Consider the following 26,118-nt stretch of genomic DNA (forward strand, 5'->3'; position numbering starts at 1 on the left):
GCTTCGGACTCCTGGTGCGGGATGTGGACACCGGCCACCGGCGGGCGTCGGCCGCCGGTGCGACCTGTATCGGGGCGGAGCGCAGCGCCCCCGCTGGGATTCGCCCACCCCGCGCCGAAAGCCGGCGAGCGGGGTGGGCGATCTCGTACGTTACGGGCGGATCTTCACCTGGCCGGTGAAGGTGCGGCCGTCGGTCAGGTGCCCGGTGATGGTCACGGAGACGGTACCGGTGTAGCCGGCCAGTGCCTTCTCGATGGCGGCGCCGTCCACGCGGAGCTCGCCATGCGGCAGCGCCGTGGCACCGAGCTCGACGATCTTCCCGTCGGCGACCGCGCGGACCGTACCCGGCAGGATCCCGGCGCGGCCGTCGGCATCCTTCCCATATGAGCCGTGCTGGGGAAGTTCCACGTCAAGGCGATCCTTCCGCAGCTCGAGCCGGGCCTGGAGCGGGGAGCCGGTGGTCAGGTACGGCGCCGGCGGCGTGGTCATCCCCGTACCCAGGAAGTAACCGGTGTGCGGGGGCTGGTTGTAGCCGACGTTCTGCCAGACGATCCCGGACTGGTAGACCGCGTCGTGCATGAGTGCCGGGAAGCGGTGATCCGTCGGGTACGGCGTGCTGTAGAGCCGCAGCGCGGTGGAGTCCTCGGTCCGGACGATCAGCTCCTCGCGCCAGTCGCCCAGGATGTCGGCCTGGAGTGAGGGGTTGCCCTTGGTCGTGTTGTTGGAGTAGGTGCCGGTCGCGGTGAGCATGTTGACCGTGGTCTGCGTGGCCGGGTCCCACTTGCCGATGGTGGGCACGCCGGCCAGCTTGTCGGCGGAGTAGTCGTGGTCGAGGATCTCTCTGGACAGGTCGCCGTCCCACCAGATGGTGTTGCTGATCGCCGGGGTCTTCGTCGAGATGAGCTCGCCGGTGGCGGTGTGGAGTCCCGCCCCGGTGGAGGCCCAGACTTCCTCGCCCGGATGCGACGGGTCGATGTCGCCGGTCAGGCCGCGCCCGGTGTCCTGGCCGGTCTTGACACACCAGAGGATTTCGCCGCTGTCGGCGTCGTGCATCTCCAGTCCGCACGGCATGTCGGTGTGCTCGTGCACGTCGGCGATCTCGAGGCCGGGGTGTGCCGGGTCGAGGTCGCCCAGGTGCATGGCGTCGCCGTGCTCAAGCTTGGTGGTGTAGAGGCCGGTCCCGTCGTCATTCAGGGTCATCGCGCCGTACGCGATCTCGTCCCTGCCGTCGCCGTCCACGTCGGCCACGGAGAGGTTGTGGTTGCCCTGGCCGCCGTACCCGGGGTTGTCGGAGCTGGAGAACGTCCAGCGCTTGGTCAGCTTGCCGCCCCGCCAGTCATACGCCACGAGCATGGTCTTGGCGTAGTAGCCGCGGGTCATGACGATGCTGGGCAGTTCGCCGTCCAGGTGGGCGGAGGCAGCCAGGAAGCGGTCCGAACGATTGCCGCCGGTGTCGCCCCAGTCGGCCACGTTGCCGCGGGCGGGCTCGTAGTCGACGGTGGCGAGCGCCGCGCCACTGCGCCCGTCGAAGACGGTCAGGTACTCCGGCCCGCTCAGAATCCGGCCGCCGGTGGTGCGGTAGTCGGCGGCGGCGTCCCCGATCACGGTCCCGGCGCCGTCCACGGTCCCGTCCGCGGTCTTGACCACGAACTCGGCCCGCCCGTCCCCATCGAAGTCGTCGACCAGGAACGGGCTGTAGTGTGCCCCGGCCCGGACGTTACGCCCCAGGTTGATCCTCCAGAGCCTGGTCCCGTCCAGCTCGTAGGCGTCGAAGACCGCCTCACCGGTGTAGCCGCCCTGGGAGTTGTCCTTGGAGTTGGACGGGTCCCACTTGAGCACGATCTCGTACTGCCCGTCTCCGTCCAGGTCGGCGGCGGCCGCGTCGTTCGCGCGGTAGTCGTAACCGCCGCCGCTCGGGGTCACGCCTCCGGCCGGCTTGTTCAGCGGGATGTCCAGGTACGGCGCCGTCCACGGCCGCGCTGGCGCCGAGCGGCGTCCCACCCGGCCGTCCAGCACCGCGGCGACGGTGTAGGAGCCGGTGCCGCTGTCCAGATAGTTCGTCTTGTCGGTGGTGGTGAGGAGCTTCCCGTCCCGGTAGAGCCCGAAGCTCACGTCGGCCGGGTCGGTGCCCAGCATCCGCCAGCTCACCAGCGTGCCCTGCTCGGTCGGTACGGCGACCACGCCACGGTCCAGCTTCGTCATCCGGCGCAGCGGATAAGCGGTGACGGGCGAGGTCATCGTGGCCGAGGAGGCCGACAACCCGCCTGTCCCCGCGGCCACCACCCGGTAGCTGTGCCGGTCGGCGGGCACGAGCTCGTCGGTGTAGCCGGCCTCGGCCACGACACCGACGCGCTTGTCGTCCCGGTAGAGGTGATAGAGCAGGGCGCCCTTGACCGGGCGCCAGCGCAGCGTGATCTTCTCGCTGGAGGCGGTGACCAGTTCCAGGCCCTCCGGCGCGACCGGGGCGGCTTGAGTGGCGTCCTTGACGGTCACGGTGAGCGGAGCGCCCAACGTGCCGCCGGGCACAGCGACCGCGTAGACGTAGGTCAGGCCCAGCTCAGCGGTGCTGTCGGTGAACACGGGCTCGGAACTCTCGCCCACTTTGGCCCAGGGACCGGCGGTGTTCTCGGCTCGGTAGATCTCGTAGCCGGTTGCGCCGGTGGACTTCCACGCCAGCGTGACGCTCGGGGTGGCGGTTGCCTTGATCGCGGTGGCCGCCAGCCCGGTGGGCGCGGTGGCCGGCTTGACCAGGACGGCGTTCACCCGGCCGTCCCGGCCGAAGCCCAGGTTGAGCTGGCCGTCTGCGACGAGGGCGGTGCCGGTGTAGTCGCCGTACGCGCCGGTGTTCGCGGTGATGGTGCCGCGATCTTCGCCTTCCACGGCGAGCGTGGTGGCGTTGGGAGCGATGGCGTCTCCGGAGATCACGGTGAGCTCGTACTCGCCGTTGGGCACGTCCACGGCGAAGCCGTACGAACCGGAGACGGTGAAGTCACGCGTCACCGGGTCGGCGGTGCCGCGGTCGCGGTAGCCCACCGCCCGGTCCAGGCCGTAGCCCAGGTCGGCGGTATAGAGGGTGTTGTGCGCGACGCGCGTGTAGCCGTCGGCTAACGGGCTGGACGTGGAACCGAAGTCGAACTTGAGTCCAGGTGCCGGGTCGAGGGGGACCGCCACGGCGGGGGTCGCCGAGACGGTCAACGTGACCGCCGCGGCGATGAGTGCAAGCCTCACGGGCGTACTCCTGCGGAGTGATCTTAGATTAGAACGTTTTTATCGGCTCGGAAAGCGCTTGCCAAGGCTTTACTTTGTTGCCTCGATCCACTAAGGGACCTCAGACACGATGAGCGGATCGAGCGGCTTGCCCGTGTCGACGGCGGCCAGTGACCCAGAAGGCTCCCCCAGACACGGGTTCCGGACGGTGACGGCCGACGGCTAGCCGACGCAGCCCTGGATGGTGTTCATCGGACTACAGTTATCGGGGGTGTTGTCACGGATAACCGAGTTCTGGATGCTGACATTGTTGTTGCCGGTGGCGATTCCGCCGCCGCCGGATCCCTTGTTCCGCGTGACCACGACGCGATCGAGCGTGGTGGTTCCCAGGTCGGAGACGCCTCCTCCCAAGCTGCCGGATGTGTTGTCGGCCACTGTGCTCTGGATGAGGTGCGACACGCCATTTGCCTGGGTGTTCAGCCCACCGCCGTTGACCGGTGCACTGTTCCTGGTCAGGACGCTCCTGAACATCGTCAGCGTCCCGAAGTTGAGAATGGCACCGCCCCCGACGCTCGTCGTCGAGTTCTCGTTCAGCACGCTGCCGGAGATCGTCGCGTTGGCGGCGACATTATTGGCGAACGCGCCACCGTTTCCTGCGTGGTTGCCGGCCATGATGATCTGGTCCAGAACCACGGTGCCCGCGTTGAGGATCCCACCGCCGAGGCCCGCCGCGCTTCCGCCCACGAAGGAGATCCTCTGGACATGGAGCGTCGCCCCGGATGCGACCTCCAGGAGACGGAAGGCGTCGGGTGCGGCCGGATCGCGCCTGATAGTCGTGCTCGACCCGCCCACCAGAGTGATGTCGCCCCTGATGATCGGAAGTGCGTCGCCGGGGTCAGCCGTGGTGGTGTAGTTGTAGACGCAGTCCGTCGCGAGAAGGAGCCTGGCGACTCCGATCCCGTTGGCTGTTCTGATCTCCGTGACGAGCGCGTCCGGGTCGCACGGGACGTTCACGTCCTTCGCCGCCTGTGCCGGCGCCGGCACCGCACCCATATATAGAAATGGACATTTGTCCTGTCGGTAACGAATGGCCGGTCGGCATCGCCGAAAATAGGGAAACATGCCTGGGCTAGGTGAATGTCCGGGGAGCATCTCTGTTCGGAACAGTTGACCAAGATTTGCAGGCGCCTTTCATGAGTCGGCCGCCTGCTGCGTCCCCGGCGTCCAAAGTCCAGCTCCAGCCGGGACGGCATCTCCCCCAGCGAGACGACGCGCTCGGAAGGGCTTTCCTGGCAATGGGTAAGGACAACGCCGCGCGAGTGATGTCGGCGATTCTGCCGGGGGCTGATAGCGATATTCTGGAAGATCCGTCGGCCTTTGAGCAGAGCGTGGGTGCGATTGTCCGGGCCCCCTGAATCGGGAGCGAGGCGCTGGAGCCGGCTACCGCCCGCCGACTGGACGTCCCATTCGTTGGGCGAGCCAGGCGGGGCGCCAGGCGACGTCATCGGGGTCGGCCAGGTCCGCACGGGTACGCAGCGGGTTGCCGGCTAACGGGTTCGTCATCGAGGCCGCCTGCGTGTCACGCCGAGCGGCCGATCGCATCGGCATGGACGGCGTGCGCGAACGGCAGGCCCTGGGTGTACCGTTCCAGCTCGTCGAGGGCCGAGTGGGCCAGGCGGCGCAGCTCGCCGCCCGTCGAGCCGGCGATGTGCGGGGTGAGGAGGACGTTCGGCAGGTCGTAGAGCGGCGAGTTCGCCGGGAGGATCTCGGGCTCGGTGACGTCGAGGACGGCGTCGATCCGGCCCGAGACCAGCTCCTTGGTAAGTGCCTCCATGTCCACCAGCGAGCCGCGTGCGGTGTTGATGAGCGTGGCGCCGTCGGAGAGCAGCCCCAGGCGGCGCGCGTCCAGCATGTGCCGGGTCTCCGGCAGTGCCGGGGCGTGCACGGAGACCACGTCGGAGGCGGCCAGCAGTTCGTCGAGGCCGACCGGCCGGGCACCGAGCGCGGCCGCTCCGGTCTCGTCGAGGTACGGGTCGTTGATCACGAGGTCGAGGTCGAAGGGGCGGAGCAGGTCGAGCACCCGGCGGCCGATGTGGGAGGCCCCGATGATTCCGACGGTCCTGCGGTAGTTGCCCAGCGAGGGGAAGTGCGCGGCCCAGTCGAGGGCCCGGCGCTCCGTGCGGTAGAGGTCGCGGATGCCGAGAACACGCTTGCCGGCGAACAGGATCGCGGCGACGGTGTACTCGGCCACGGGCAGCGCGTTGGTGGCGGCCCCCGAGGAGACGGCGATGCCGCGTTCCCAGCAGGCGTCCGTGATCAGGCTCTTGACCGTGCCCGCCACGTGGACGACAGCACGCAGTCCGGGTGCCCGCCGCAGCACGGAGGCGTCGATGGCCGGGCAGCCCCAACAGGTGACGAGGACCTCGGCCGAGGCCAGCTCCGGCGCGTCCGCGAAGTCGCTGACGACCAGGCCGGGGTCGACGTCCACCAGCCGGGTGAGCCGGTCGAGCTCGTCCGGCCCGAACAGGGCGTCCTTGAAGCGCGGCTCCATGGCGAGCAGCGCGCGGGGAAGGGTCACTTGACGGCTCCAGCGGTCATGCCCGCCCTCCAGTACCGCTGCAGCACCACGAAGGCGATGACCAGCGGCACGACCGCCACCAGCGAACCGGTGACGGCGAGCAGGTAGTCCTCCGGATGGCCCTGGTTCAGCGACGTGGTCTGCCAGGTGTACAGACCCAGGTTGAGCGGGTAGAGGTGTTGGTCGGTCAGCATCACGAGCGGCAGGAAGAAGCTGTTCCAGATGCCAGTGAACTGGAAGAGGAAGATGGTGACGAAGGCCGTGCGGAGCATCGGGAAGCCGATGCTGAGGAAGGTCCGCAGGTCACCGGCGCCGTCGACGCGGGTCGCCTCGATCACCTCGGCAGGCACGTACGCGGCGCTGAACACCCGGGCGAGATAGACCCCGAAGGGGAAGACCAGGCTCGGGAGGAAGACGCCCCAGAAGGTGTTGACGATGCCGGTCTTCGACGCCAGCAGGTAGATGGGCAGGGCCATCGCGCTGGCCGGCACGAGCACCCCGAGGAGGATCAGTCCGAAGATCTTCTCCTTGAACGGGAACGAGAGCTTGTCGAAGGCGTACCCCGCCGCCACGCACAGGGTGGTGGCGATGAGGGCGCCGCCCACGGCGTAGAGGGCGGTGTTGCCGAGCCACCGCAGGTAGATGCCGTCGCCCGCGCTGAACAGGTGCGCCAGGTTGGCACCGAGGTCGAAGGTCCGCCCGAAGGAGAAGCCACCGGTGCCGAAGAGGTCGCGCATGTTCTTCGTGGCCGCCATGAGCAGCCACAGGAGCGGCATCACCGTGTAGAGCACGGCGACGACGAGGACGCCGTTGACGGCCGTACGTGAGAGCATCCGCGGTATCAGGCCGGCACTGGTCTTCCTGTGCTTCCGGGAGGCGGGAACCGGGGGTGCGGGTGTCGCGGTGAGTGTCATGGCTGCACCCTCCGCGCCGAGAACCGGGTCACGATGAAGGACAGGACCCCGCCGAGCAGGGCGATCAGGATCGAGGCGGACGCGGCCAGGCCGTAGTCGTGGTTGTCGAAGGCGGCGCGCATCGCGTACATGTTCGGGCTCCAGGAGCTGCCGATCTCGGTCGACGCCCGGTAGATCACCTTCGGCTCGGTGAAGAGCTGCAGGGCGCCGATGACGGTGAAGAGCACGTTGAGCGCGATCGCCGGGCGGATGAGCGGGACCTTGATCCGCAGTGCGATCCGCAGCCCGCTCGCCCCGTCGACCCTCCCCGCCTCCAGGACGTCCCTCGGGATGGCCTGCAGGGCGGCGTAGAGGATGACCATGTTGTAGCCGATCCACTCCCAGGTGGAGATGTTGACCACCGAGAACATGGCGTGGTCGGCCGACAGGAAGCTCCACTTCACGCCGGCCGACTCGAGCACGTCGATCACCGGGCTGAGCCCAGGCGTGTACAGGTACACCCAGATGATCGCCGCGATGAGTCCCGGTACGGCGTGCGGCAGGAAGAGACCGAGCTGGAAGAAGCGCTTGGCTCGGGCCATGGCCGAGTCGAGCAGCAGGGCGAGCAGGAGCGCGCCCCCGATCATCACGGGGATGTACAGCAGGACGTACGTCGCGATGACCACGAAACTGTCGCGGAACGCCGCGTCGCCGAGCGCCCGGGCGTAGTTGCCGAGGCCGGCGAAGAAGGTCTCGGCGCCGCCGAAACCGAGGCCGGAACTGCGCTCGGTGAACAGGCTGAGCCACGCCGCGTACACCAGCGGCGCGACGGAGAAGGCGAGGAAGAGCAGGAGGAACGGGCCGACGAGCAGGGCGGCGGTGCGTCCCTGCCCCCGGGTCAGGCGGGTCGCCACGGCATCTCCTTCAAGGGGTCGAAGGCGGTGTCCGTCCCGCTGGACGGACACCGGTCCTGGATGGCACTACTGGGCGACGCTCAGGCCGCGGTTCTTGAAGTCCGCCACGGTGGCCTGCTGGGCGCTCGTGAGCACGTCGGCGAGCTTCACCTCGCCGCCGGCGACCTTGCCGAGCGAGTCGGAGATCGTCGTCCCCGTCACGCCGGCGCTCGGCCCCCACGTCCAGCCGGCCGGGACCGACTCGTACGCCTTGGAGACGACGGAGAAGATGTCCTGGCCACCGTAGAAGTCGGTCTTGAAGGCGCTGGTGGCCGGCAGCAGGGCCGGCGAGGCCGGGAGCATGCTACTGGTGCCGCTGGACAGCCAGGCCTTCATGCCCTCGGGATCCGTGGTGATCCACTTGATGAACTCGAGAGCCTGCTCGGGGTGCTTGGCGCCCTTGGGGACGGTGAAGGCCGAGCCGCCGAGCATCGCGGAGGCCGGTTGGCCGTCCCAGCTCGGCACCGCCGCGACGGCCCACTTGCCCTTCTGGTCGGGAACGGTGGACTGGAGGGCGCCCGCGCACCAGTTCGCGCAGACGTAGGAGACGATCTGCCCCTTCTGCACCGCCTGGAAGAAGGCGTCGTCGCTCGTCGAGTTGTACGTGCCGACCAGCCCCTTCAGGACCAGGTCGTTCCAGTACGCGGCCATCTTCTTGGACGGCTCGTCGTCGATGGACACCTTCCACGACTGGCCCTCGGTGCCGTACCAGTGTCCGCCGGCCTGCCAGGAAAGCGCGGCCAGCACGCCGGGGTCGGCGGTCGCGAAGATCCCGCCGCGGGCCTTCGGGTCGGCCTTCTTCACGCCCTCGAGCAGCTTCGTGTAGTCGTCCCAGGTCGTCGGCAGCTCGAGCTTGTGCTTGTCGTAGAAGTCCTTGCGGTAGAAGAACACCAGCGGGGCGACGTCGCGAGGGATGCCCCAGGTCTTGCCGCCGAGGTTCACCAGTTGCTGGACCTGGGCGGGGAAGTTCTTGGCGACCACCGGGCCCGCCGTCTCGGTGAGGTCCTCCAGCTCGCCCTGGCTGACCACGTCGGGCAGCTGGTTGTACTCGACGATGGCCACGTCGGGGACGTTGCCTGCCTTCACCGAGCTGGCGAGCTTGGTGTAGTAGTCCCCGCCGCTCGGCACGTTCTCCCACTTGACCTGGAAGTCCTTATGCGTCTTGTTGAAGGCGGCGGTGACGACGTCGGAGGCCTTGACGAAGGAGCGGAACGTGATGACGTCCGCCCCCGGCTTCGCGTCGGAGGCACCCGAATCCGTGCCCCCGCAGGCGGCCAGTGCCGGCAGCGAGACGACAGCGCCCGCGAGCAGGGCCGTGATCCGCAGGCATCTTGGCTTCATGTGCACCGTCCAGGGAGGGGAGTGAAGATTGGTGCAATCATTTGATTTCGAATGAAGCCTGTCAATGAATCCCGGGCCACGATCAATCACAATCGTGTTACAAGCATGAAAAACGAAAGAAAACGAAAGAACTCAGGCAGGCGTCGCGCCGCACGAGGCCCGAATCCGCAGGCTCGGCCGCAGCAGCAGGCCGCGCAGCGGCCTGCCCGGATCGTCCAGCCGATCGACGAGCATCCGCACGGCCGCGGCCCCCACCTCCTCCTTGGGCGGCGACACGGCGGTCAGGGGGACGTCGGCGAGGGAGGCGACCTCGTCGTCATAGGTCACGATCGCCAGATCCCCCGGTATCGAGACCCCGCGACCGCGGAGTTGCCCGACCAGAGAGAGGGCGTCCATGTCGTTGTGCACGAGGGCGGCACGCACGCCCTCGTCCCTGAAGGCGTCCAGGAAGTCGTCGACGTGCTCGTCCATCCCCGCCGGCGCGCCCACGGCGGCCCGCGGGAACATGTGCACGGGTCCCTCCCGCAGGCCGAGGGTGCGCTGGGCGAGCTCGTGTCCCTCGCGGATCCACGGGGTGGTCATGCTCTCGCAGGCGAGCAGCGCCACCCGCTCGTGTCCCAGCCGGGCGAGGTGGCACGTGGCCAGATAGGCGCCGTACGCGTGGTCGGTGGCCACCTGCTCCACCGCCGGCATCGACCAGCCCGCCTTCCGCTCGACCAGCACCACGGGCAGGTCGAGCTCGTTCACCCACTGCTCCGTGGCGAGCGAGAGCGTGGGGTTCTCGCTCGGCGTCAGCAGCAGGCCGTCCACGCCGGACGACCGAAGCTGCGCCACCTGGCGGCGGTCCTCCTTCAGGTCGTAGCGGGAGACAGCGAGGCTGATCCGCACGCCGAGCTCGCGCGCGGCCGCCTGCGCGCCTCTGATCACCGCCGGGAAGTAGTACGCGGTCTGCGGCACGATCATGCCGAGCACGTACCGCTCGCGCCGCTCACGCTGCCTGTCCTGCTCGCCTGCGGCCGGCTCCGCCCCCTCCCGCCGCGGTGCGTCCGGGACCGACACGGCACCGCCGTGCACCCGGACGAGCAGCCCGCGCCCGGCCAGCTCCCGCACGTCGTGCCGGACGGTGACGGCCGAGACGCCAAGGACGGCGGCCAGATCGGCGACCTTGACCGAGCCCTTGCGGCTCAGCTCCTGCAAGATCGCCCCGTGTCGCTCCTCGGCCAGCACGTGGGGGCTCCTTCCGGCTCTGCGCGTTTTCCTGCGTCATCGTACCGCTGACACTTGCTTTCGAAAGCGAACGATTCCGTTTCACCATGGACCAGCGCCCACAAAGGAGTATCGCGTCATGACGGCACGCCGTCACCTGCCCCTGGGCGGGGCCACCGAGGCGCGTCGGACGAGCTGGGAGCGGAGGGTGTGCATGGCACGGGCTGGTGCGGCCCCGCCGAGGGTCTCGAGGAGGACCTCGGCCGCCTTGGCGCCGAGCTGGTGCACCGGCTGGGCGATCATCGTCAAGGGCGGGTCCATGACCGCCGCCCACGCGCTGTCGTCGAACCCGATCAGCGCCACGTCCTCCGGGTACGACAGCCCCGCCTTCCGCAGGGCGCGCAGGGAGCCGGTCATGCCGTCCGTCTCCGTGCAGAACACGGCGGTGACCCGGTCAGGGAGGGCGAGCATGCGGCCGACCTCCCCCACCACCCGATCTCGGCAAATCGGCAAGTGACGCTCAGGCGGCCGTCCAGTCGAGCATCCGCTCCAGCGGCCAGGTGTTGACGACGCGGTCGGCCTCGATGCCGCACCGCGCGGCCCGTTCGCACCCGTACCGCTGCCAGTCGAGCTGCCCGGGCGCATGGGCGTCGGAGTCGATCGCGAACACGCACCCCATCTCGTACGCCAGCCGCATCAGCCGCTTGGGCGGATCGAGCCGGTCGGGGCGGGAGTTGATCTCCACCGCCACCCCGAAGCGGCGGCAGGCCTCGAAGACCAGCTCGGCGTCGAACGACGACTCCGGGCGGCGCTCGCCGCGCTTGCCGCCGGCCTGCACCACCCGCCCCGTGCAGTGGCCGAGCACGTCCACCAGGGGGTTGGCGATGGCGGTGACCATCCGGCGGGTCATGTCGTCACCGTCCATGCGGAGCTTGGAGTGGACGCTGGCCACCACCACGTCCAGTCGCTCCAGAAGCTCGCCCGACTGGTCGAGCGAGCCGTCCAGGTTGATGTCCACCTCGATGCCGGTCAGGATCCGGAACGGCGCCAGCCGCTCGTTCAGCTCGGCCACCACGTCGAGCTGACGCTCCAGTCGTTCGGCCGACAGGCCCTTGGCCACGGTCAGCCGCGGCGAGTGGTCGGTGAGCGCCAAATACTCGTGGCCGAGTCCCCGGGCCGCCTCGGCCATCTCCTCGATCGGCGAGCCGCCGTCCGACCAGTCCGAGTGACTGTGCAGGTCGCCCTTCAGAGCGGCACGCAGCGCCGCGGTCTCCTCGTCGAGCTGCACACCCTCGGTCGCCCGCATCCGCCGCAAATAGGTCGGAACCTGCCCGTCGAGGCTTTCGTTGACCACAAGGGCGGTGACCTTGCCGATGCCGGGAAGGTCGCCGAGTCCGCCGGTGCGGGACAGCCGCACGAGCTCGTCCCTGGGCAGGTCGGCGACGACCTGGGCGGCGCGACGGAAGGCACGCACGCGATACGTGGGCTCGCCGGCGCGCTCCAGCAGGAAGGCGATCTCGCGCAGGGCCTCAACCGGTTCCATGGACCGAACATACCCGGGGCGCGACAACGGGATTGAACGGGCACGAGAGCCACCGATAGGCTGATCGGCCCATGAAAGCAGGAGCTTGATGGCACATCCGCCGCAAACCAACCCGACGTCTCCACCTCCCTCGCGCAAGGCGTCGAAGGCCATCCCGCTGACCATTCTCGGGGTCCTGTCCGTCATGCTGGTCGGCTACTGCGCCGCCGTGCAGGATGACGACGACGTCACCGCCGACTGCGTCATGCAGTTGCAGGACGGCACGTACGAGGTCGTGGACGACGACTACTGCGACGATGACGGCAATGGCTCCTACCACTACTACGGCGGGTCGCGCGGAGCCTACCTGTGGTACTACGGGGGCACCCGGATCGGTAACAAGGTGCGCGGCGGCACCACGTACCGGCCCACCGACGTGAACATCAATTCACGCAACGGGAAAGCGATCCAGCGGGGCGGCTTCGGCAGCCACTGGGGCGGCGGGAGCTGACGGGTGCGGCGCGAGCATGGCACTCCCAGGGACGGCTGGGAGAAGACGATCGAGAGCCAGGGCCTGGCCTACCACCGGGTCGCGCATCCGTCGGGGCTGGCCCGCCCCTACTGGGACGAGTCGGTTCACTACGTGTTCTCGATGGACGAGGTCGAGGAGCTGGAGGAGCTGGTCGAGGAGCTCCACGACATGTGCCTGCGCGCCGTCGAGCACGTGGTCTCGACGGGGCGCTTCGCCGACTTCGCCCTTCCCGAGTGGGCGTGGGAGGAGGTCGCGCGCTCGTGGGAGCGCCGTGACCCCCACCTGTACGCCCGCTTCGACCTGCGCTACGACGGCACGGGCCCGGCCAAGCTGCTGGAGTACAACGCCGACACGCCGACCTCGCTCGTGGAGTCGTCGGTCGTGCAGTGGTTCTGGCTGCAGGACGTCCATCCGGGCGCCGACCAGTGGAACTCCATGCACGAGCGCCTCATCGAGCGCTGGCGCGAGCTGCGGCTGCCGCCCGGGCCCACCCACTTCGCGTTCACGAACATGGACGAGACCGGCGAAGAGGCCATGACCGTGGCGTACCTGCAGGAGACCGCCGAGCAGGCGGGCCTGCACACCATCGCCGTCGCCATGGAGGACATCGGCTGGGACTCGCTCAACCGCCGCTTCGTGGACGTCGGGGAACGCGCGATCCGCTCGGCGTTCAAGCTCTACCCGTGGGAGTGGATGCTGGCAGACGACTTCGGGCGGCAGGCCGTACGTCACTCCACCTGGATCGAGCCGCTGTGGAAGACGCTGCTGTCCAACAAGGCGCTGCTGGCCGTCCTGTGGGAGCTCAACCCCGGGCACCCCAACCTGCTGCCCGCCTACCTCGACGGGCCGCGCGACCTGACCTCCTACATCGCCAAGCCGCTGCTGGGCAGGGAGGGCGCCTCCATGCGCATCGTCACCCCCGAGGTCACCGAGGAGACGCCGGGCGTCTACGGCCAGGAGGGCTACGTCTTCCAGGGCTTCGAGGCGCTGCCCGAGTTCGAGGGGCAGCGGCCGGTGCTCGGTGCCTGGGTGGTCGCCGACGAGGCCGCCGGGCTGGGGATCAGGGAGACCACCGGCCTGATCACCGACGACACCTCCTCGTTCGTCCCTCACCTCATCGCCTGAGTCCCCCAACGCATCCCCGATAGGAATCAACGTGACTCTTCTCGAGACCCTCGCCCGTGGCGCCGGCGCCATCGCCGCCTACGCCGCCGTCGGCGTGATCCTGATGATCGTCGGCTTCTACGTGATCGACTGGGCCACCCCAGGCAAGCTGAGCGAGGTCATCCGCACCCAGCGCAACCCGAACGCCACCCTGCTCACCACCTCCGCCCTGGCCGCGGTCGGCCTGATCGTGGCCGCCTCCATCTGGTCCTCCGGCGGCCGGCTCGCGGAGGGGCTGGCGGGCACGGCCGTGTTCGGCCTGGTCGGCATCGTGGTGCAGACGGTGGCGATGCTGTTGTTCGACCGGATCGTCGGCATCTCCGTACGCGACCTGGTGAGGGAGCAGGAACTGCAGCCGGGCGCGCGCCTGCTCGCCGTCACGCACCTGGCGATCGGCCTCATCACCGCGGTCGCGGTCATTTAGCCGGTCGCGGCGGAACGGCCGTCGCAGTCATCCGGGCGGAGCTGGCACTCTAGGAGACGTGACAGACCGGACCCGGGAGGACACCACGCGCAGGCTCGAGCGGGCAATGGGCTCGCTCGGCACGGCCGCGATGGCTCGCATGGACGAGCAGCTGCCGTGGTTCCGCGCGCTCAGCGCGGAGGACCGGTCGTGGGTGGGGCTAGTGGCGCAGGCCGGCATCGCCGCGTTCGTCGAGTGGTTCTCGACCGCCGGCGAGGATCGCCCCACCCCCAGCATCGAGTTCTTCGGCACGGCCCCGCGCGAGCTCAAGCGCTCCATCTCGCTCCAGCAGACCGTCGACATCGTCAGGGTCGTGGTCGAGGTGGTCGAGGCGCAGGCCCACGAACTGGCCGCACCCGGCGGCGAGGACCAGCTCCAGCAGGCCATGCTCCGCTACACCCGCGACGTCGCCTTCGCCGCCGCCCACGTCTACGCCCGCGAGGCCGAGGCCAGGGGCGCGTGGGACGCCAGGCTCGAGGCCCTGATCGTGGACGCCCTCGTACGCGGCGAGGTCGACGACGGCCTGCACTCCTGGGCGGCCGCGCTGGGCTGGACCTCCTCCCCCGTGGTCGTCATCGCAGGCCAGGCCCCCGACGACGATCCCCGCGCGGTCATCGACGGCCTCCGGGAGAAGGGCCGCCGCATCGGCATGGACCTGCTGGCCGGCGTGCAGGCCGACCGGCTGATCGTGATCGTGGGCGGCGCCGAGAGCGTCAACGACGCGGCCAAGCAGGTCGTGCACCGCTTCGGGATGGGCCCCATCGTCATCGGCCCCGAGGTCCCCGACCTGCACGCCGCGGCGAGGTCCGCCAGGGCGGCGCTGGCCGGGCTCAAGGCGTCATCCGGCTGGCCCGACGCGCCCAGGCCGGTGCACGCGGAAGACCTGCTGGCCGAGCGGGCGCTCGACGGTGACGACGACGCCAGGCAGCAGCTCATCGAGAACGTCTACCTCCCGCTCGCCGGCACGCCGCTGCTCGACACACTGGCCACGTACCTGGAGCAGGGCACCTCACTGGAGGCGACGGCGCGGCTGCTGTTCGTCCACCCCAACACCGTCCGCTACCGCCTGAAGAAAATCACGGAGCTGACCGGGTACCAGCCCACCGAGGGCAGGTCCGCCTTCACCCTCCAGGTCGGCCTGATTCTCGGGCGGTTGTCGGAGAGCGCTGTGACGTGGCGAGCCCTAACGTAATGATGGCGAAACCCCCACTGTAGGCTTCCTACAAAACCCCCCGGACGAAGTTCGTGCGGATCATTATCCGCGTGTCGGAGTTCTACAGGGCAAGGTGGGGTTTGTGCTTGTACTCGTCGCTCCGGGCCAAGGTGCCCAAACGCCAGGCTTCCTGTCCCCCTGGCTCGAGCTGCCCGGTGTGGCCGACAGAATCGGCGCCTGGTCGGAGGTCGTCGGGCTCGATCTGATCGCCTACGGCACGACGGCCGACGCGGACGAGATCCGCGACACCGCGGTCGCGCAGCCGCTGCTCGTCGCCGCCGCGCTGGCCTCGGCCGAGGCGCTCGGCGCGACCCCGGACGTGCTCGCCGGCCACAGTGTGGGCGAGTTCGCCGCCGCCGCTCTGGCCGGGGTGCTCACCCACGAACAGGCGCTCACGCTGGTCCGTGAGCGCGCAAAGGCCATGGCCAAGGCCGCCGCGATCACCGAGACCGGCATGACCGCCGTGCTCGGCGGCGCCGAGGAAGATGTCCTGGCCGCCATCGAGAAGCACGACCTGACTCCCGCCAACATCAACGGCGCCGGCCAGATCGTGGCGGGCGGCACGCTGGAGCAGCTGGCCGCGCTCAAGGACGACCCGCCGGCCCGCGCCCGCCTCATCGCGCTGAAGGTGGCCGGCGCGTTCCACACCCACCACATGGCCCCGGCCGTGGAGAGCCTGCGCGAGGCCGCCGCGAACGTGGCCCCCGCGGACCCGGGCATCACGCTGCTGTCCAACTCCGACGGGCAGGCGGTCGCCGGCGGCGCCGAGTTCGTGGAGCGGCTGGTCAAGCAGATCAGCAGCCCCGTCAGATGGGACGCCTGCATGCAGACCATGGCCGCGCTCGGCGTCACCAAGATGATCGAGCTGCTGCCCGGCGGCACACTCACCGGCCTGGCCAGGCGCGGCCTGCCCGGCGTGCAGACCGTGGCGCTGAAGACCCCCGACGACCTCGAAGCGGCCAGGGAGCTGATCAAGTGAAGGTCCCCGACATCGCCCCTGGTGGCAGGATTCTGGCCTTCGGCCACTACCAGCCGGCACAGGTCGTCACCAATGACGACCTCGCCAAGACCATGGACACCAACGACGAGTGGATCCAGTCCCGGGTCGGCATCAAGGAGCGCCGGGTCGCACCCCATGGCGAGTCCGTCGAGGACATGGCCACCATCGCCGGCGGCAAGGCGCTGGCCGCGAGCGGCCTGTCGCCGGAGGACGTCGACCTGGTCATCGTCGCCACCTGCACGCTCGAGACCCAGATCCCCAACGCCTCCGCCGTCGTGGCACACCGTCTCGGCATCCAGGCGCCCGGCGCGTTCGACGTGAACGCCGCCTGCGCCGGGTTCTGCTACGCGCTCGCCACCGCGAGCGCCGCCGTGCAGGGCGGCTCGGCCAGGCACGTGCTGGTCATCGGCGCGGAGAAGCTGTCGCAGTGGGTCGACTGGACCGACAGGTCGACCGCCGTGATCTTCGCCGACGGCGCGGGCGCCGCGGTGGTGGGCCCGTCCGAGATTCCGGGCATCGGCCCCGTGGTGTGGGGCAGCGCCGGCGACAAGTCCGACGCGATCCACATCAAGGACCGCGGTGACTTCCTCCACCAGGAGGGCCAGACCGTCTTCCGCTGGGCCACCACCACGCTCCACCCGGTGGCACTCGAAGCCTGCAACCGGGCGGGCGTGGACCCCTCGGAGCTGGCCGCGTTCGTGCCCCACCAGGCCAACCTGCGCATCATCGAGGCCATCGCCCGTAAGCTGGGCGCCGACAACGCCGTGATCGCCCGCGACATCGTCAACGCGGGCAACACCTCGGCCGCCTCGATCCCGCTGGCGCTCTCGCGCATGCTCGAGCGCGGCGAGGTCCGCTCCGGCGGTCTCGCGCTGATGCTCGGCTTCGGCGCGGGACTGACCTACGCCGGGCAAGTGATCGAGATCCCTTAGCCTCCCCCACCCATCAAGAGCTTGTACGGCGCAGCCGTACAGAATCCAGAAACCAAAGGAGAAACATCGACATGGCTGCCACCGAGCAGGAGATCCTCGAAGGCCTCGGCAAGATCATCAACGAGATCACCGGCATCCCGGCCTCCGACGTGACCCCCGAGAAGAGCTTCGTGGACGACCTCGACATCGACTCCCTGTCCATGGTCGAGATCGCCGTGGCCGCCCAGGACGAGTTCGGCGTCGAGATTCCCGACGACCAGCTCAAGAACCTGAAGACGGTCAAGGACGTCCTCAACTTCATCCAGGGCTGACGGATGAGAAATCTGCTAACTGGACTGCCGCTCCAGCCTTGACCAGGCACGACAGTTGGGCGGCAGGCCAATGAGCAGGTTTCTCACCCGACACCCCCTTCGATTTTGACTAGCAAGGAGCGCGAAACGTGAGTGCGAACCGGGTACGTGTCGTCGTCACCGGCCTTGGCGCGACGACGCCCGTCGGTGGAGACGTCACCTCGACCTGGACGGCGCTCCTCGCCGGTCAGTCGGGTGTCGAGACCCTCACCACGGACTGGATCGACTCCGTCCCCGTGAAGTTCGCGGGGACGGCGGCGGTCGATCCCACCGAGGTGCTGCCCCGGCCCGAGTCCCGCCGCCTTGACCGCAGCGAGCAGTTCGCGCTGGTCGCCGCCAGGGAGGCATGGCAGGACGCCGGCGCTCCCGAGGTGGCTCCCGAGCGGCTCGGCGTCGTGGTCTCCAGCGGCATCGGGGGCATCAGCACCACGCTGAGCGCGTACGACACCTGGCGCGAGCGCGGCTGGAACCGGCTGTCGCCGTTCACGGTGCCGATGCTCATGCCCAACGGCCCCGCCGCCTGGATCGGCCTCGACCTGGGCGCCCAGGCCGGCGTGCACGCCACCGTGTCGGCGTGCGCGTCCGGAGCCGAGGCCATCGGCCACGCGATAGACATGATCAGGGTCGGCCGCGCCGACATCGTGGTCGCCGGCGGCACCGAGGCCGCCATTCACGGGCTCAACATGGCCGCCTTCGCCGCCGCGCGGGCCATGTCCACCCGCAACGACGACCCGCAGGGCGCGTCCCGGCCATGGGACCGCGACCGCGACGGGTTCGTGCTCGGAGAGGGCGCCGGCATCGTGGTGCTGGAGTCCGAGGAGCACGCCAGGGCGCGCGGCGCCCGGATCTACGCCTACTGCGCCGGCGTCGGCTACTCCGCCGACGCCCACCACATCACCCAGCCCGAGCCCGAGGGCCGCGGCATCATCATGGCGATGACGCAGGCCCTGACCGACGCCGGCATCACCGGCCTCGACGTCAAGCACGTCAACGCGCACGCCACCTCGACCCCCGCGGGCGACGTCGGCGAGGTGCAGGCGGTGGCCAAGGCCATCGGCACCCACCCGCTGGTGACCTCGACCAAGTCCATGACCGGTCACCTGCTCGGCGGGGCCGGGGGCATCGAGTCGGTCTTCACGATCAAGGCACTGCAGGACCGGATCGTTCCCGCCACCATCAACCTCGACAACCTCGACGACGGCATCGAAGTGGACCTCGTCCACGGTGCGAACCGCACGCTGCCTGAAGGCGACATCGCCGCGGTCAACAACTCGTTCGGGTTCGGCGGCCACAATGTGACCGTCGTGTTTAAGGGGGCTTAATATGACCGTGCTTGACAACCGGGTGGCGGAAGACGGCAACGATCAGGAGCCTCCCGATCCCCGCGATCCGGTCGTCCGTCTGACCGCGCTGCTCGACGAGGGCTCGCTGCGGCTGATCACTCCCCAGGACAAGAGCGGCATGCTGGCCGCCATGGGCCGCGTCGAAGGTGTTCCCGTCGTCGCCTTCTGCAGTGACGCCCGCTTCCAGGGCGGCGCGATGGGTGCCGAGGGCTGCGAGCACATCGTGCACGCCTATGACGTGGCCGTCCGTGAACGCGTGCCGATCATCGGGATCTGGCACTGCGGCGGTGCGCGACTCGCCGATGGCGTCGAGTCGCTGCACGCCGTCGGCACGGTCTTCGCCGCCATGACCAAGGCGTCCGGCGTGGTGCCGCAGATCTCCGTGGTCGTCGGCCCCGCCGCCGGCGGCGCCGCCTACGGCCCCGCGCTGACCGACCTCGTCATCCTGGCCGACTCCGGGCGCATCTTCGTCACCGGCCCCGACGTGGTCCGCAGCGTCACCGGCGAGAGCGTCGACTCCGCCGCCCTGGGCGGGCCCGAGCCGCACAGCAAGCGCAGCGGCGTCGTGCACGTCGTCACCAAGACCGAGACCGACGCGTACGTCAAGGCGCGCCAGCTCGCCACGCTCCTCGGCCACCAGGGCCGGGTGCGCACGGGAGAAATCGAGGAAGTTGACTTCTCCACGCTGCTGCCCGACTCGCCGAGGCGCGCATACGACGTCAAGCCGCTGGTCAACGACCTGCTCGACGAGCCTGGCATCGAGCTGCACCCCAAGTGGGCGCCGAACATCGTCACGTCGCTCGGCCGCCTCGGTGGCCGGACGGTCGGTGTGATCGCCAACAACCCGATGCGGCTCGGCGGCTGCCTCGACGCCACGTCCGCCGAGAAAGCCGCTCGCTTCGTTCGTATGTGTGACGCGTTCGGGGTGCCGTTGGTTGTCCTCGTGGACGTGCCCGGTTACCTGCCCGGGGTCGGGCAGGAGCACGACGGGGTGGTGCGGCGGGGTGCCAAGCTGCTGCACGCCTTCGCCGAGGCATCGGTGCCGCGGGTCACGCTGTACACCCGGAAGGCGTACGGCGGGGCCTACATCGCGATGAACTCCCGCGCGCTCGGGGCCACCAAGGTGTTCGCCTGGCCGACCACCGAGGTGGCGGTCATGGGGGCGGTGGCGGCCGTACGCATCCTCAAGCGGCGCGAGCTCGCCGCCGCGCCGGAGGAGGAGCGGGCCGAGCTGGAGCAGCGGCTGGCCACCGAGCACGAGAAGCTGGCCGGGGGCCTCGACCGGGCTCAGGATCTCGGTGTCATCGACGAGGTGATCAAGCCCGAGGAGACGCGCGGCGCCATCGCCAAGCTCCTCGCCCAGGCCACACCCGCCCGCGGCGCCCACGGCAACATCCCGCTGTAACCCTTTCCTGGCCATATCAAAGGACCTCGCCGACATCGGCGAGGTCCTTTTGGCGTGTCCGCTTGGTTCGTCCTCGGCACCGCGACGGACCTCCTACCAACCGCATACCCGCACCGAGTCGGCGGGGCCCGTACCGACTTCTCAAGAGGCCCCGCACCTCCGGCGTCGGTGCGGGGCCTCTGTGGCTGGTGGAAACCCGTGGCGGGGGGTCAGACTGCGGCGTGGAGCCAGCGGACCGGGGCGCCGTCGCCCGCGTACCGGAACGGTTCCAGCTCCTCGTCCCAGGGGCGCCCGAGCATCTTGTCCAATTCATCCTCCAGCACGCACCGCCCCTGGGCCGCCGTCATCATCGCGGCCCTGAGCCGGTCCTCGGGGATCATGATGTCGCCCGAGACGCCGATGACCGCGGTGAAGGCGCCGAGGGTCGGCGTGTAGGCGTGGCGGGACCCGTCCACACCGGGCGAGGCGTCCTCGGTGATCTCGAACCGGAGGCGCTGCCAGCCCATGAGCGAGGAGGCGATGGCCGCGGCGATGCCCGCGCGCCCCTCCCATTCCGCCTGCGCGCGCACGACATTGGGCGCGGCGGGTTGCGGCGTCCACGTCAGATCTACGGGCACGCCAAGGACACCCGCGACTGCCCATTCGATGTGAGGGCACAGCGCGGGCTGAGCCGAGTGGACGTAAAGGACGCCACGAGCAGACACCGGACCTCCCGTTTCGGTACGAGGTGCGCCTTCCCCAACGGCCTCGCCCCGGGATGATCACAAGTGACTAGGGAGAGACTACCGTCGGTCGCTATCTGACACCAGAGGGGGGCCATACCAACTTGGTGCGGGAGTCGCATGTGACAGTTGGACGAGCGGGGATACATACCGCCTCATGGAAATCCAATCAGTCGGCGCGGCGTTCATCCGGCCTGGTCAGGTGCTGACCGACCGCACAGCACTGTCCGCCGCGGCGCGCTGGACGCAGGCGGTGTCGGAGGCGGACGGCGTCTGCGTGATCCACCTGTCGCCCGGCGCCGACCCCCGCGAGGTCACGGCCGAACTGCGCGAGAAGGGCCTCAGAGCCTCGCCGAACCACGTGCTCCGCGGCCAGCCCCTGTTCTTCGGCGGTCCCGCGTCCAGGCCCTTCCCCGTCCCACCGATCCACCACAAACCGGGCCGATCCTACTCGGACGTAGTCGTGGGGCTGCTCGACACCGGCGTGGCCGAGCACCCGTGGTGGGCCGGCAGCGACTGGTACGGCCAGACCGCCCCCGAGAACGCCGACGCGACGGAGGGTTCACAGGCCGGCCACGGCACGTTCATCGCGGGCCTGCTGGCCCGCCTGGCGCCTGGCGCGGCGCTGAGCGTGCACCGGGTGCTCGACGGCGACGGCATCGGCGACGAGGCGACCGTCGTACGCGCTCTCTACCGCATGCGCGAGCGCCCGCCACAGGTGCTCAACCTCTCTTTCGGCGGCCACACCTTCGACGACCGGCCGCCACCTCTGCTGCACGACGCCATCGCCGCGCTGGCCGGCACGGTGACCGTGGCCTGCGCCGGCAACACCGGGTCCGACCGGCCGTTCTGGCCCGCGGCGATGCCCGGCGTGGTGGGCGTGGCCGCCGTGGACGCGTCCGAGGAGCGCAGGGCCCCCTACTCCGGCTACGGCACCTGGGTGGACGCCTGCGCCCGCGGCGACTGGCTGACCAGCAGTTTTCTGGACGGAGGCGACTTCGCGGGATATGCGACATGGAGCGGCACGTCGTTCGCCACCGCCCTGGTGGCCGGGGCCGTCGCGGACGCGGCCAAGAGTGAGCCGGCCAAGGAGGTGGCCAGGCGGCTCTTCGACTCGGAGGGGACCCGGCAAATTCCCGATCTGGGAGTTCTCATCCCGGCGAGTCTGTAGAGTTTACGCTCAGTCCTCAAGCAATCACGAGGAGGCATGACCGCCTCTTCGTGCCGGGCGGAAGGAGGCCGCATGCGGGATCCAGCGGAGCTGCTCGTCGCGGCCGCCGAGGGCGACCGGTCGGCTTGGGACGAGCTCGAGTCCAGGTTCGGGCCGCGTATGTGGGCAGTGGCCCGCGCGTGCGGCCTGAGCCCCTCCGACGCGGCGGACGCTGTCCAGGGCTCCTGGCTGCGCCTGCTCCAGCACGTCCAGAACATCAGGGATCCCGCGGGGGTGGGGGGCTGGCTCATGACGACCGTGCGCCGCGAAGCCCTCCTGCTGCTGCGGAAGGAGCGCTCCGGCGTCTCCTCCTTCGAGGTCGTCGAAGACCCTGACCCGGAGTCCGCCGTACTGGAGGCCGACGGCAGGCGCCTGCTGTGGAAGACGGTCTCCACCCTGCCCGAACCCTGCCGCTCACTCCTCCAGCTGGTCGCCATCGACCTCGGCAACCAGCAGATGGCGGCTCGGCTCGGGCTCCCCATCGGCAGCATCGGTCCGACCAAGGCCCGCTGCCTCGAAAAACTGCGCACTCTGCTCTCAATACAGGAGACAGCGCAATGATCAACGATGAGTACTTCCTGGCGGCCCTCCGGTTGGCCTCCGGGAACGACCCGATCCCCGGTCACGTGTCCGCCGCCGCACGTGACGCCTACGGGCTTCGGGTCCCGGGAGCGGTCACGGCCGCCCCCGGTGAGTGCGCCGCAGCCAGCGGCGTACGCGATGACGAGGGGTGCCATCTGGTGCGCTTCGTCACAGCGGATCTCACCTTCGACCTGGAGGTGACGATCGGCGACGGCCTCATCGATGTCGCGGGGCATATCTCGCCCAACCCAGGAGAGGGTGCCCTCATCGATGTGAAGACCCCCCATCTCACACTCACCCGGCGGATCACACCCACCGGCGAATTCGCCGTCACCGGCCTGCCGCCAGGCTGGCTCAGCGTGGTGTGCCACCGGCCCGAACACAAACCCGTCCAGACCAGATGGGTACGCATCCGTCCCTGACCCCGTATCGACCTGACCCTCACCGACCAGCCGAGAGAGCCGCGACCCCTCTCTCGGCCGTTTCGTTCCAAGGCCCTACATGAGCGCGACACCAGATCCACCCGGCGACCGCGACCCGCTCGTCGTGGCGGCCGAGGCTGCCGTCATGCGCTCCCTGGTCGATCCCGACCACGCACTCCAGGCGGGCCGCTTCGTCCTGTCCGCCGCCCGCCGCGCCCGTAACCCCGAGGCCGAGGCCGTCGCGCTCAGGGCCATCGCGCTGGCCGACCGTGAGCTGGGCGATCTCCGCAGCGCCGAGCACCACCTCCGCACCGCCATCGCCACCGAGGGCGCCCCGCCCGAGAGGGTCGCCCAGGCCCGCCTCTCCCTCGTCACCGTACGCACCGAACGCGGCCACCCGCTCCAGGCCCTCCGCGTGGCCGCCCAGGCCTGGTCGGACCTCTCGCCACTCGACCGCGCCAAGCTCGACACGCAGCGCGCGGTGGCCCTGGCCCGCCTCGGCCGCCACCAGGAGGCCATCGCGTCCTGCGACCGCGCGCTGCGGGTCCTGGTGACCGCTCCCGGCACCATCGACGACCGCAGGTTCCTGGCGGGCGGGCTGCTCAACCGCGGGCTCGTCCACTCCTACCGCGGCGACTGGGACGCCGCCATGCGCGACCTCACCGCCTGCCTGGAGATCTCCCAGCGCTCGGGCCTGCGGCACCTGGCCCGCCTGTCCGCCGCGAACCTGCCCTTCCTGGCAGTACGGCGTGGCGACATCGCAGGGGCGTTCAAGCACTACCGCGAGGCCGAGGACACCCTGTTCGGCTTCCCCGAACGGCTGGCCACCATGCGGGCGGACTTCGCCGGCGCCCTGCTGGCCGCCCACCTGCCCGGCGAGGCCAGGGCCATGCTGAGCCTGGCCGTACCCGATCTCGAGGCCTCAGGCGCGCACGTGGCACTGGCCGAGGCGCGGCTGAAGCTGGCCCAGGTCGAGCTGCTCACCGGCGACCCGCACCGGGCGCGGCAGGTGGCCGAGCAGGCCGCCGCCGAGCTGGCCGCGCAGGACCGGACCTCGTGGCTGCCGCTGGCCAGAGAGGTCGTCCTGCGCTCCCGGCTGGCGCTCGAACCCGTCACGCCCGCCCTGGTCGCCGAGCTGGTCGCCTGCGCGGACGAGCTGGAGGACGGCTTCGCCCACCTGGCCGGGGCGGCCGCGTTGCGGCTGGTCGCGGCCGAGGCGGCGCTCGCCATGGACGACCACCCGACGGCTTCGGGACAGCTCGCGCGGCTCACCGAGCACGCCGAGCGGGAGGAGCCGTGGGCCCCGGTCGGCACCCGGCTGACCTCGCTGGCCGCGGAGCCCGCCCGGACGCCGGAGATCCCGGTGCCCGTACGGCAGCACGCGCTCGCGCTGGAGGCGTCGCTGCAGGAGGACGCCACGGGGGCGTTCCGGGCGGTCCGTAACGGGCTGTCGGAGGTGAGCGAGCGGGTGGAGACGTTCGACGACCCTTCGCTGCGCGCCCACGCGGCCAGGGCCGGGGAGCGGCTGGCGGCGTTCGGGCTGGGGCTGGCGGTGCGTGGAGGGTGTGCGGGGGAGGTGTTCGAGTTCGCGGAGCGGTGGCGGGCGGTGGCGGCGGCCTCCCATGCGTGCTCGCCGGCGGCTCCCGATCGGGTACGGGCCGGGCTGGGGTCTGGGGCGCTGGTGGAGTTCGTGGCGGTCGAGGACGCGCTGCTGGCCGTGGTGATCACTGCCGACCGGGTGGTGCTGCGGCGCGTGGGCGACGTGCGGCCGATCAAGGAGGCGATCGTCCGCCTGCGTTACGCACTACGCCGGCGGTCCGCCGAAACCTACTCCGCACCGCAGCCCGGTTATGACGACCCTGCGGGACTGCGGCACGGTGACGAGCCGGGCCTTGGGGCACGGCGGCAGGCTGACGAGCGGGCCACTGAGGCGCCACGCCATGCCGACGAGCAGGACCCCGCGCTGTGCTCGCCCTGTGACGTGGGGAACGTCGAGGCGGCAGGCCTGGAAGTCGAGCGGCTGCTGTTGCGCCCGCTGCTGGCCGACCTGGGCGACGGGCCGCTGGTGATGGTGCCGGTGGGCGCCCTCCACACGCTGCCGTGGGGTGCCCTGCCGTGCCTGCGCGAACGGCCGGTGACCGTGAGCGCCAGCGCGGCCGCCTGGGTGCACGCCAAGGAGCTCGGTCTCGCCCGCCGGGGTGATCCACCGGTGGTGGTGGCGGCGGCCGGACCGGCTCTGGCGCACGCGCACGCCGAGGTGGCGAACGTACTGGCCTGCCACCCCGACGGCCGCGAGGTGCCGGCGCACACCAGGGCGGTGCTGGAGGCGCTGGAGGTGGCCGACGTGCTGCATCTCGCCGCGCATGGGGTCTTCCATGCACGTAGTCCGCTGGTGTCCGGGATCACCTTGGAGGACGGCTCACTCATGGCGTACGACCTGCTGGACACCCCGCGGTCGCCGGGGTTGGTGGTGCTGTCGGCCTGCAATTCCGGGATGTCGCGCACGCCGGCGGAGGGAGCGCCGCTGGGCCTGCCCGGGACGTTCCTGGCCAAGGGGTCGTCGTGCGTGGTGGCCGGGCTGGTGCCGGTGCGCGATGAGGCGGCTCGGGCGCTGATGAGCATGTTCCACGAGCTCGTGGCGGCGGGTCACGCACCGGACGCGGCCTTGGCCTCCGCCGCGGCCAAGACGGGCGAAACCGGCTTCGTCTGCTTCGGCGCAGGCGGCCAGCCGTTGTACTAGGGCTTGGCGGTACGGGCCCACCGCTCCCGCTGGGCCCACCGCTTTCGTTGCGGGCCGCCACCGATGCACGCGGCGGTCGGCGGTCGGATCAACCGCACCGCAGGCCGGGTCCGATCGAGCACGCCGGCCCAGCTGACCCGGCGTGCTCGAGGCGCGCGCCACCGGTGGCCGGAGGCATCTGGGCGCGTAGGTCACCCCGCTGAGAGACACCACGGCCGACTCGCCGATACAACCGACGCCGCCGCCAACGCACACCCAACCGCCGGAAGCGTCCCCGAGGACCGGTCGAGGCGCATGGCCAAGCGTGCCGTCCGAAGCAGGCGGACGCCGGTTCGGGGAC

At 70.2% G+C, this 26,118-nt stretch carries 24 protein-coding genes; 13 read left to right on the forward strand and 11 right to left on the reverse strand.

What is annotated here, in order from left to right:
• Positions 1-150: 150 nt before the first annotated feature.
• The 10 genes from ACQPWU_RS42855 to ACQPWU_RS42900 all read right to left on the reverse strand — a co-directional run bounded on the left by ACQPWU_RS42855 (position 151) and on the right by ACQPWU_RS42900 (position 11,721).
• Positions 151-3,228, reverse strand: a complete 3,078-nt coding sequence (locus ACQPWU_RS42855) for a hypothetical protein (protein ID WP_433431392.1) — start codon at positions 3,226-3,228, stop codon at positions 151-153.
• A gap of 201 nt (positions 3,229-3,429) precedes the next feature.
• Entirely contained in the window at positions 3,430-4,260 is an 831-nt protein-coding gene (locus ACQPWU_RS42860; RefSeq protein ID WP_433431393.1) for a hypothetical protein, read from the reverse strand.
• Positions 4,261-4,647: 387 nt separating this feature from the next.
• Entirely contained in the window at positions 4,648-4,770 is a 123-nt protein-coding gene (locus ACQPWU_RS42865) for a hypothetical protein (RefSeq protein ID WP_433431394.1), read from the reverse strand.
• Between the two features lie 16 nt (positions 4,771-4,786).
• Positions 4,787-5,785 carry a hydroxyacid dehydrogenase gene (locus ACQPWU_RS42870; RefSeq protein WP_433431395.1) on the reverse strand — a complete coding sequence of 333 codons (999 nt, stop codon included), beginning with the start codon at positions 5,783-5,785 and terminating at the stop codon, positions 4,787-4,789.
• A complete protein-coding gene (locus ACQPWU_RS42875) occupies positions 5,782-6,618 on the reverse strand; it encodes a carbohydrate ABC transporter permease (protein WP_433431396.1) in 837 nt (278 codons plus the stop codon). The genes ACQPWU_RS42870 and ACQPWU_RS42875 overlap by 4 nt, the downstream gene beginning before the upstream one ends.
• 77 nt (positions 6,619-6,695) lie before the next feature.
• Positions 6,696-7,592, reverse strand: a complete 897-nt coding sequence (locus ACQPWU_RS42880; RefSeq protein WP_433431397.1) for a carbohydrate ABC transporter permease — start codon at positions 7,590-7,592, stop codon at positions 6,696-6,698.
• A 66-nt stretch (positions 7,593-7,658) separates the two neighbouring features.
• Positions 7,659-8,972, reverse strand: coding sequence for an ABC transporter substrate-binding protein (locus ACQPWU_RS42885; protein WP_433431398.1), 1,314 nt, complete (start codon positions 8,970-8,972; stop codon positions 7,659-7,661).
• A 132-nt stretch (positions 8,973-9,104) separates the two neighbouring features.
• Positions 9,105-10,199, reverse strand: coding sequence for a substrate-binding domain-containing protein (locus ACQPWU_RS42890; protein ID WP_433431399.1), 1,095 nt, complete (start codon positions 10,197-10,199; stop codon positions 9,105-9,107).
• Positions 10,200-10,331: 132 nt separating this feature from the next.
• Positions 10,332-10,649 (reverse strand): substrate-binding domain-containing protein, encoded by a 318-nt coding sequence (locus ACQPWU_RS42895; protein WP_433431400.1) that lies wholly within the window; start codon positions 10,647-10,649, stop codon positions 10,332-10,334.
• Positions 10,650-10,698: 49 nt separating this feature from the next.
• Positions 10,699-11,721 (reverse strand): PHP domain-containing protein, encoded by a 1,023-nt coding sequence (locus ACQPWU_RS42900; protein WP_433431401.1) that lies wholly within the window; start codon positions 11,719-11,721, stop codon positions 10,699-10,701.
• 88 nt (positions 11,722-11,809) lie between these two features.
• On the opposite strand from ACQPWU_RS42900, the gene ACQPWU_RS42905 reads away from it, so the two are divergent.
• The 9 genes from ACQPWU_RS42905 to ACQPWU_RS42945 all read left to right on the forward strand — a co-directional run bounded on the left by ACQPWU_RS42905 (position 11,810) and on the right by ACQPWU_RS42945 (position 20,102).
• On the forward strand, positions 11,810-12,211 hold the full coding sequence (locus tag ACQPWU_RS42905; RefSeq protein ID WP_433431402.1) for a hypothetical protein: 402 nt from the start codon (positions 11,810-11,812) through the stop codon (positions 12,209-12,211).
• 3 nt (positions 12,212-12,214) lie between these two features.
• A complete protein-coding gene (locus tag ACQPWU_RS42910) occupies positions 12,215-13,357 on the forward strand; it encodes a glutathionylspermidine synthase family protein (RefSeq protein ID WP_433431403.1) in 1,143 nt (380 codons plus the stop codon).
• Positions 13,358-13,388: 31 nt separating this feature from the next.
• Entirely contained in the window at positions 13,389-13,820 is a 432-nt protein-coding gene (locus ACQPWU_RS42915) for a DUF350 domain-containing protein (protein ID WP_433431404.1), read from the forward strand.
• A gap of 106 nt (positions 13,821-13,926) precedes the next feature.
• Positions 13,927-15,051: a PucR family transcriptional regulator gene (locus ACQPWU_RS42920; RefSeq protein WP_433445427.1), complete on the forward strand. Its 1,125-nt coding sequence runs from the start codon at positions 13,927-13,929 to the stop codon at positions 15,049-15,051.
• Positions 15,052-15,154: 103 nt separating this feature from the next.
• Positions 15,155-16,051: an ACP S-malonyltransferase gene (locus ACQPWU_RS42925; RefSeq protein WP_433431405.1), complete on the forward strand. Its 897-nt coding sequence runs from the start codon at positions 15,155-15,157 to the stop codon at positions 16,049-16,051.
• Positions 16,048-17,004, forward strand: a complete 957-nt coding sequence (locus tag ACQPWU_RS42930) for a beta-ketoacyl-ACP synthase III (RefSeq protein ID WP_433431406.1) — start codon at positions 16,048-16,050, stop codon at positions 17,002-17,004. Before ACQPWU_RS42925 ends, ACQPWU_RS42930 begins: the two co-directional genes overlap by 4 nt.
• 71 nt (positions 17,005-17,075) lie before the next feature.
• Positions 17,076-17,315: an acyl carrier protein gene (locus tag ACQPWU_RS42935; protein ID WP_360700967.1), complete on the forward strand. Its 240-nt coding sequence runs from the start codon at positions 17,076-17,078 to the stop codon at positions 17,313-17,315.
• Positions 17,316-17,443: 128 nt separating this feature from the next.
• The gene (gene fabF / locus ACQPWU_RS42940; protein WP_433431407.1) at positions 17,444-18,676 is read left to right on the forward strand and encodes a beta-ketoacyl-ACP synthase II; all 1,233 of its coding nucleotides are present in this window, start codon (positions 17,444-17,446) and stop codon (positions 18,674-18,676) included.
• A gap of 1 nt (position 18,677) precedes the next feature.
• A complete protein-coding gene (locus ACQPWU_RS42945; RefSeq protein ID WP_433431408.1) occupies positions 18,678-20,102 on the forward strand; it encodes a carboxyl transferase domain-containing protein in 1,425 nt (474 codons plus the stop codon).
• Positions 20,103-20,311: 209 nt separating this feature from the next.
• Here ACQPWU_RS42945 and ACQPWU_RS42950 read toward each other — a convergent pair whose 3' ends face one another.
• On the reverse strand, positions 20,312-20,806 hold the full coding sequence (locus ACQPWU_RS42950; protein WP_360704845.1) for a DUF3145 domain-containing protein: 495 nt from the start codon (positions 20,804-20,806) through the stop codon (positions 20,312-20,314).
• Between the two features lie 175 nt (positions 20,807-20,981).
• Here ACQPWU_RS42950 and ACQPWU_RS42955 point away from each other — a divergent pair, with 175 nt between their 5' ends.
• The 4 genes from ACQPWU_RS42955 to ACQPWU_RS42970 all read left to right on the forward strand — a co-directional run bounded on the left by ACQPWU_RS42955 (position 20,982) and on the right by ACQPWU_RS42970 (position 25,778).
• Complete coding sequence (locus tag ACQPWU_RS42955; RefSeq protein ID WP_433431409.1) at positions 20,982-21,995, forward strand: S8 family peptidase; 1,014 nt, start codon at positions 20,982-20,984, stop codon at positions 21,993-21,995.
• A 72-nt stretch (positions 21,996-22,067) separates the two neighbouring features.
• Positions 22,068-22,595 carry an RNA polymerase sigma factor gene (locus ACQPWU_RS42960; RefSeq protein WP_360704839.1) on the forward strand — a complete coding sequence of 176 codons (528 nt, stop codon included), beginning with the start codon at positions 22,068-22,070 and terminating at the stop codon, positions 22,593-22,595.
• Positions 22,592-23,038 carry a hypothetical protein gene (locus ACQPWU_RS42965; RefSeq protein ID WP_360704836.1) on the forward strand — a complete coding sequence of 149 codons (447 nt, stop codon included), beginning with the start codon at positions 22,592-22,594 and terminating at the stop codon, positions 23,036-23,038. The genes ACQPWU_RS42960 and ACQPWU_RS42965 overlap by 4 nt, the downstream gene beginning before the upstream one ends.
• Before the next feature lie 79 nt (positions 23,039-23,117).
• A complete protein-coding gene (locus tag ACQPWU_RS42970; RefSeq protein WP_433431410.1) occupies positions 23,118-25,778 on the forward strand; it encodes a CHAT domain-containing protein in 2,661 nt (886 codons plus the stop codon).
• The last annotated feature ends 340 nt before the right edge of the window (positions 25,779-26,118 follow it).

The sequence above is a fragment of the Nonomuraea sp. CA-141351 genome, assembly GCF_050944675.1.
Lineage (GTDB): Bacteria > Actinomycetota > Actinomycetes > Streptosporangiales > Streptosporangiaceae > Nonomuraea.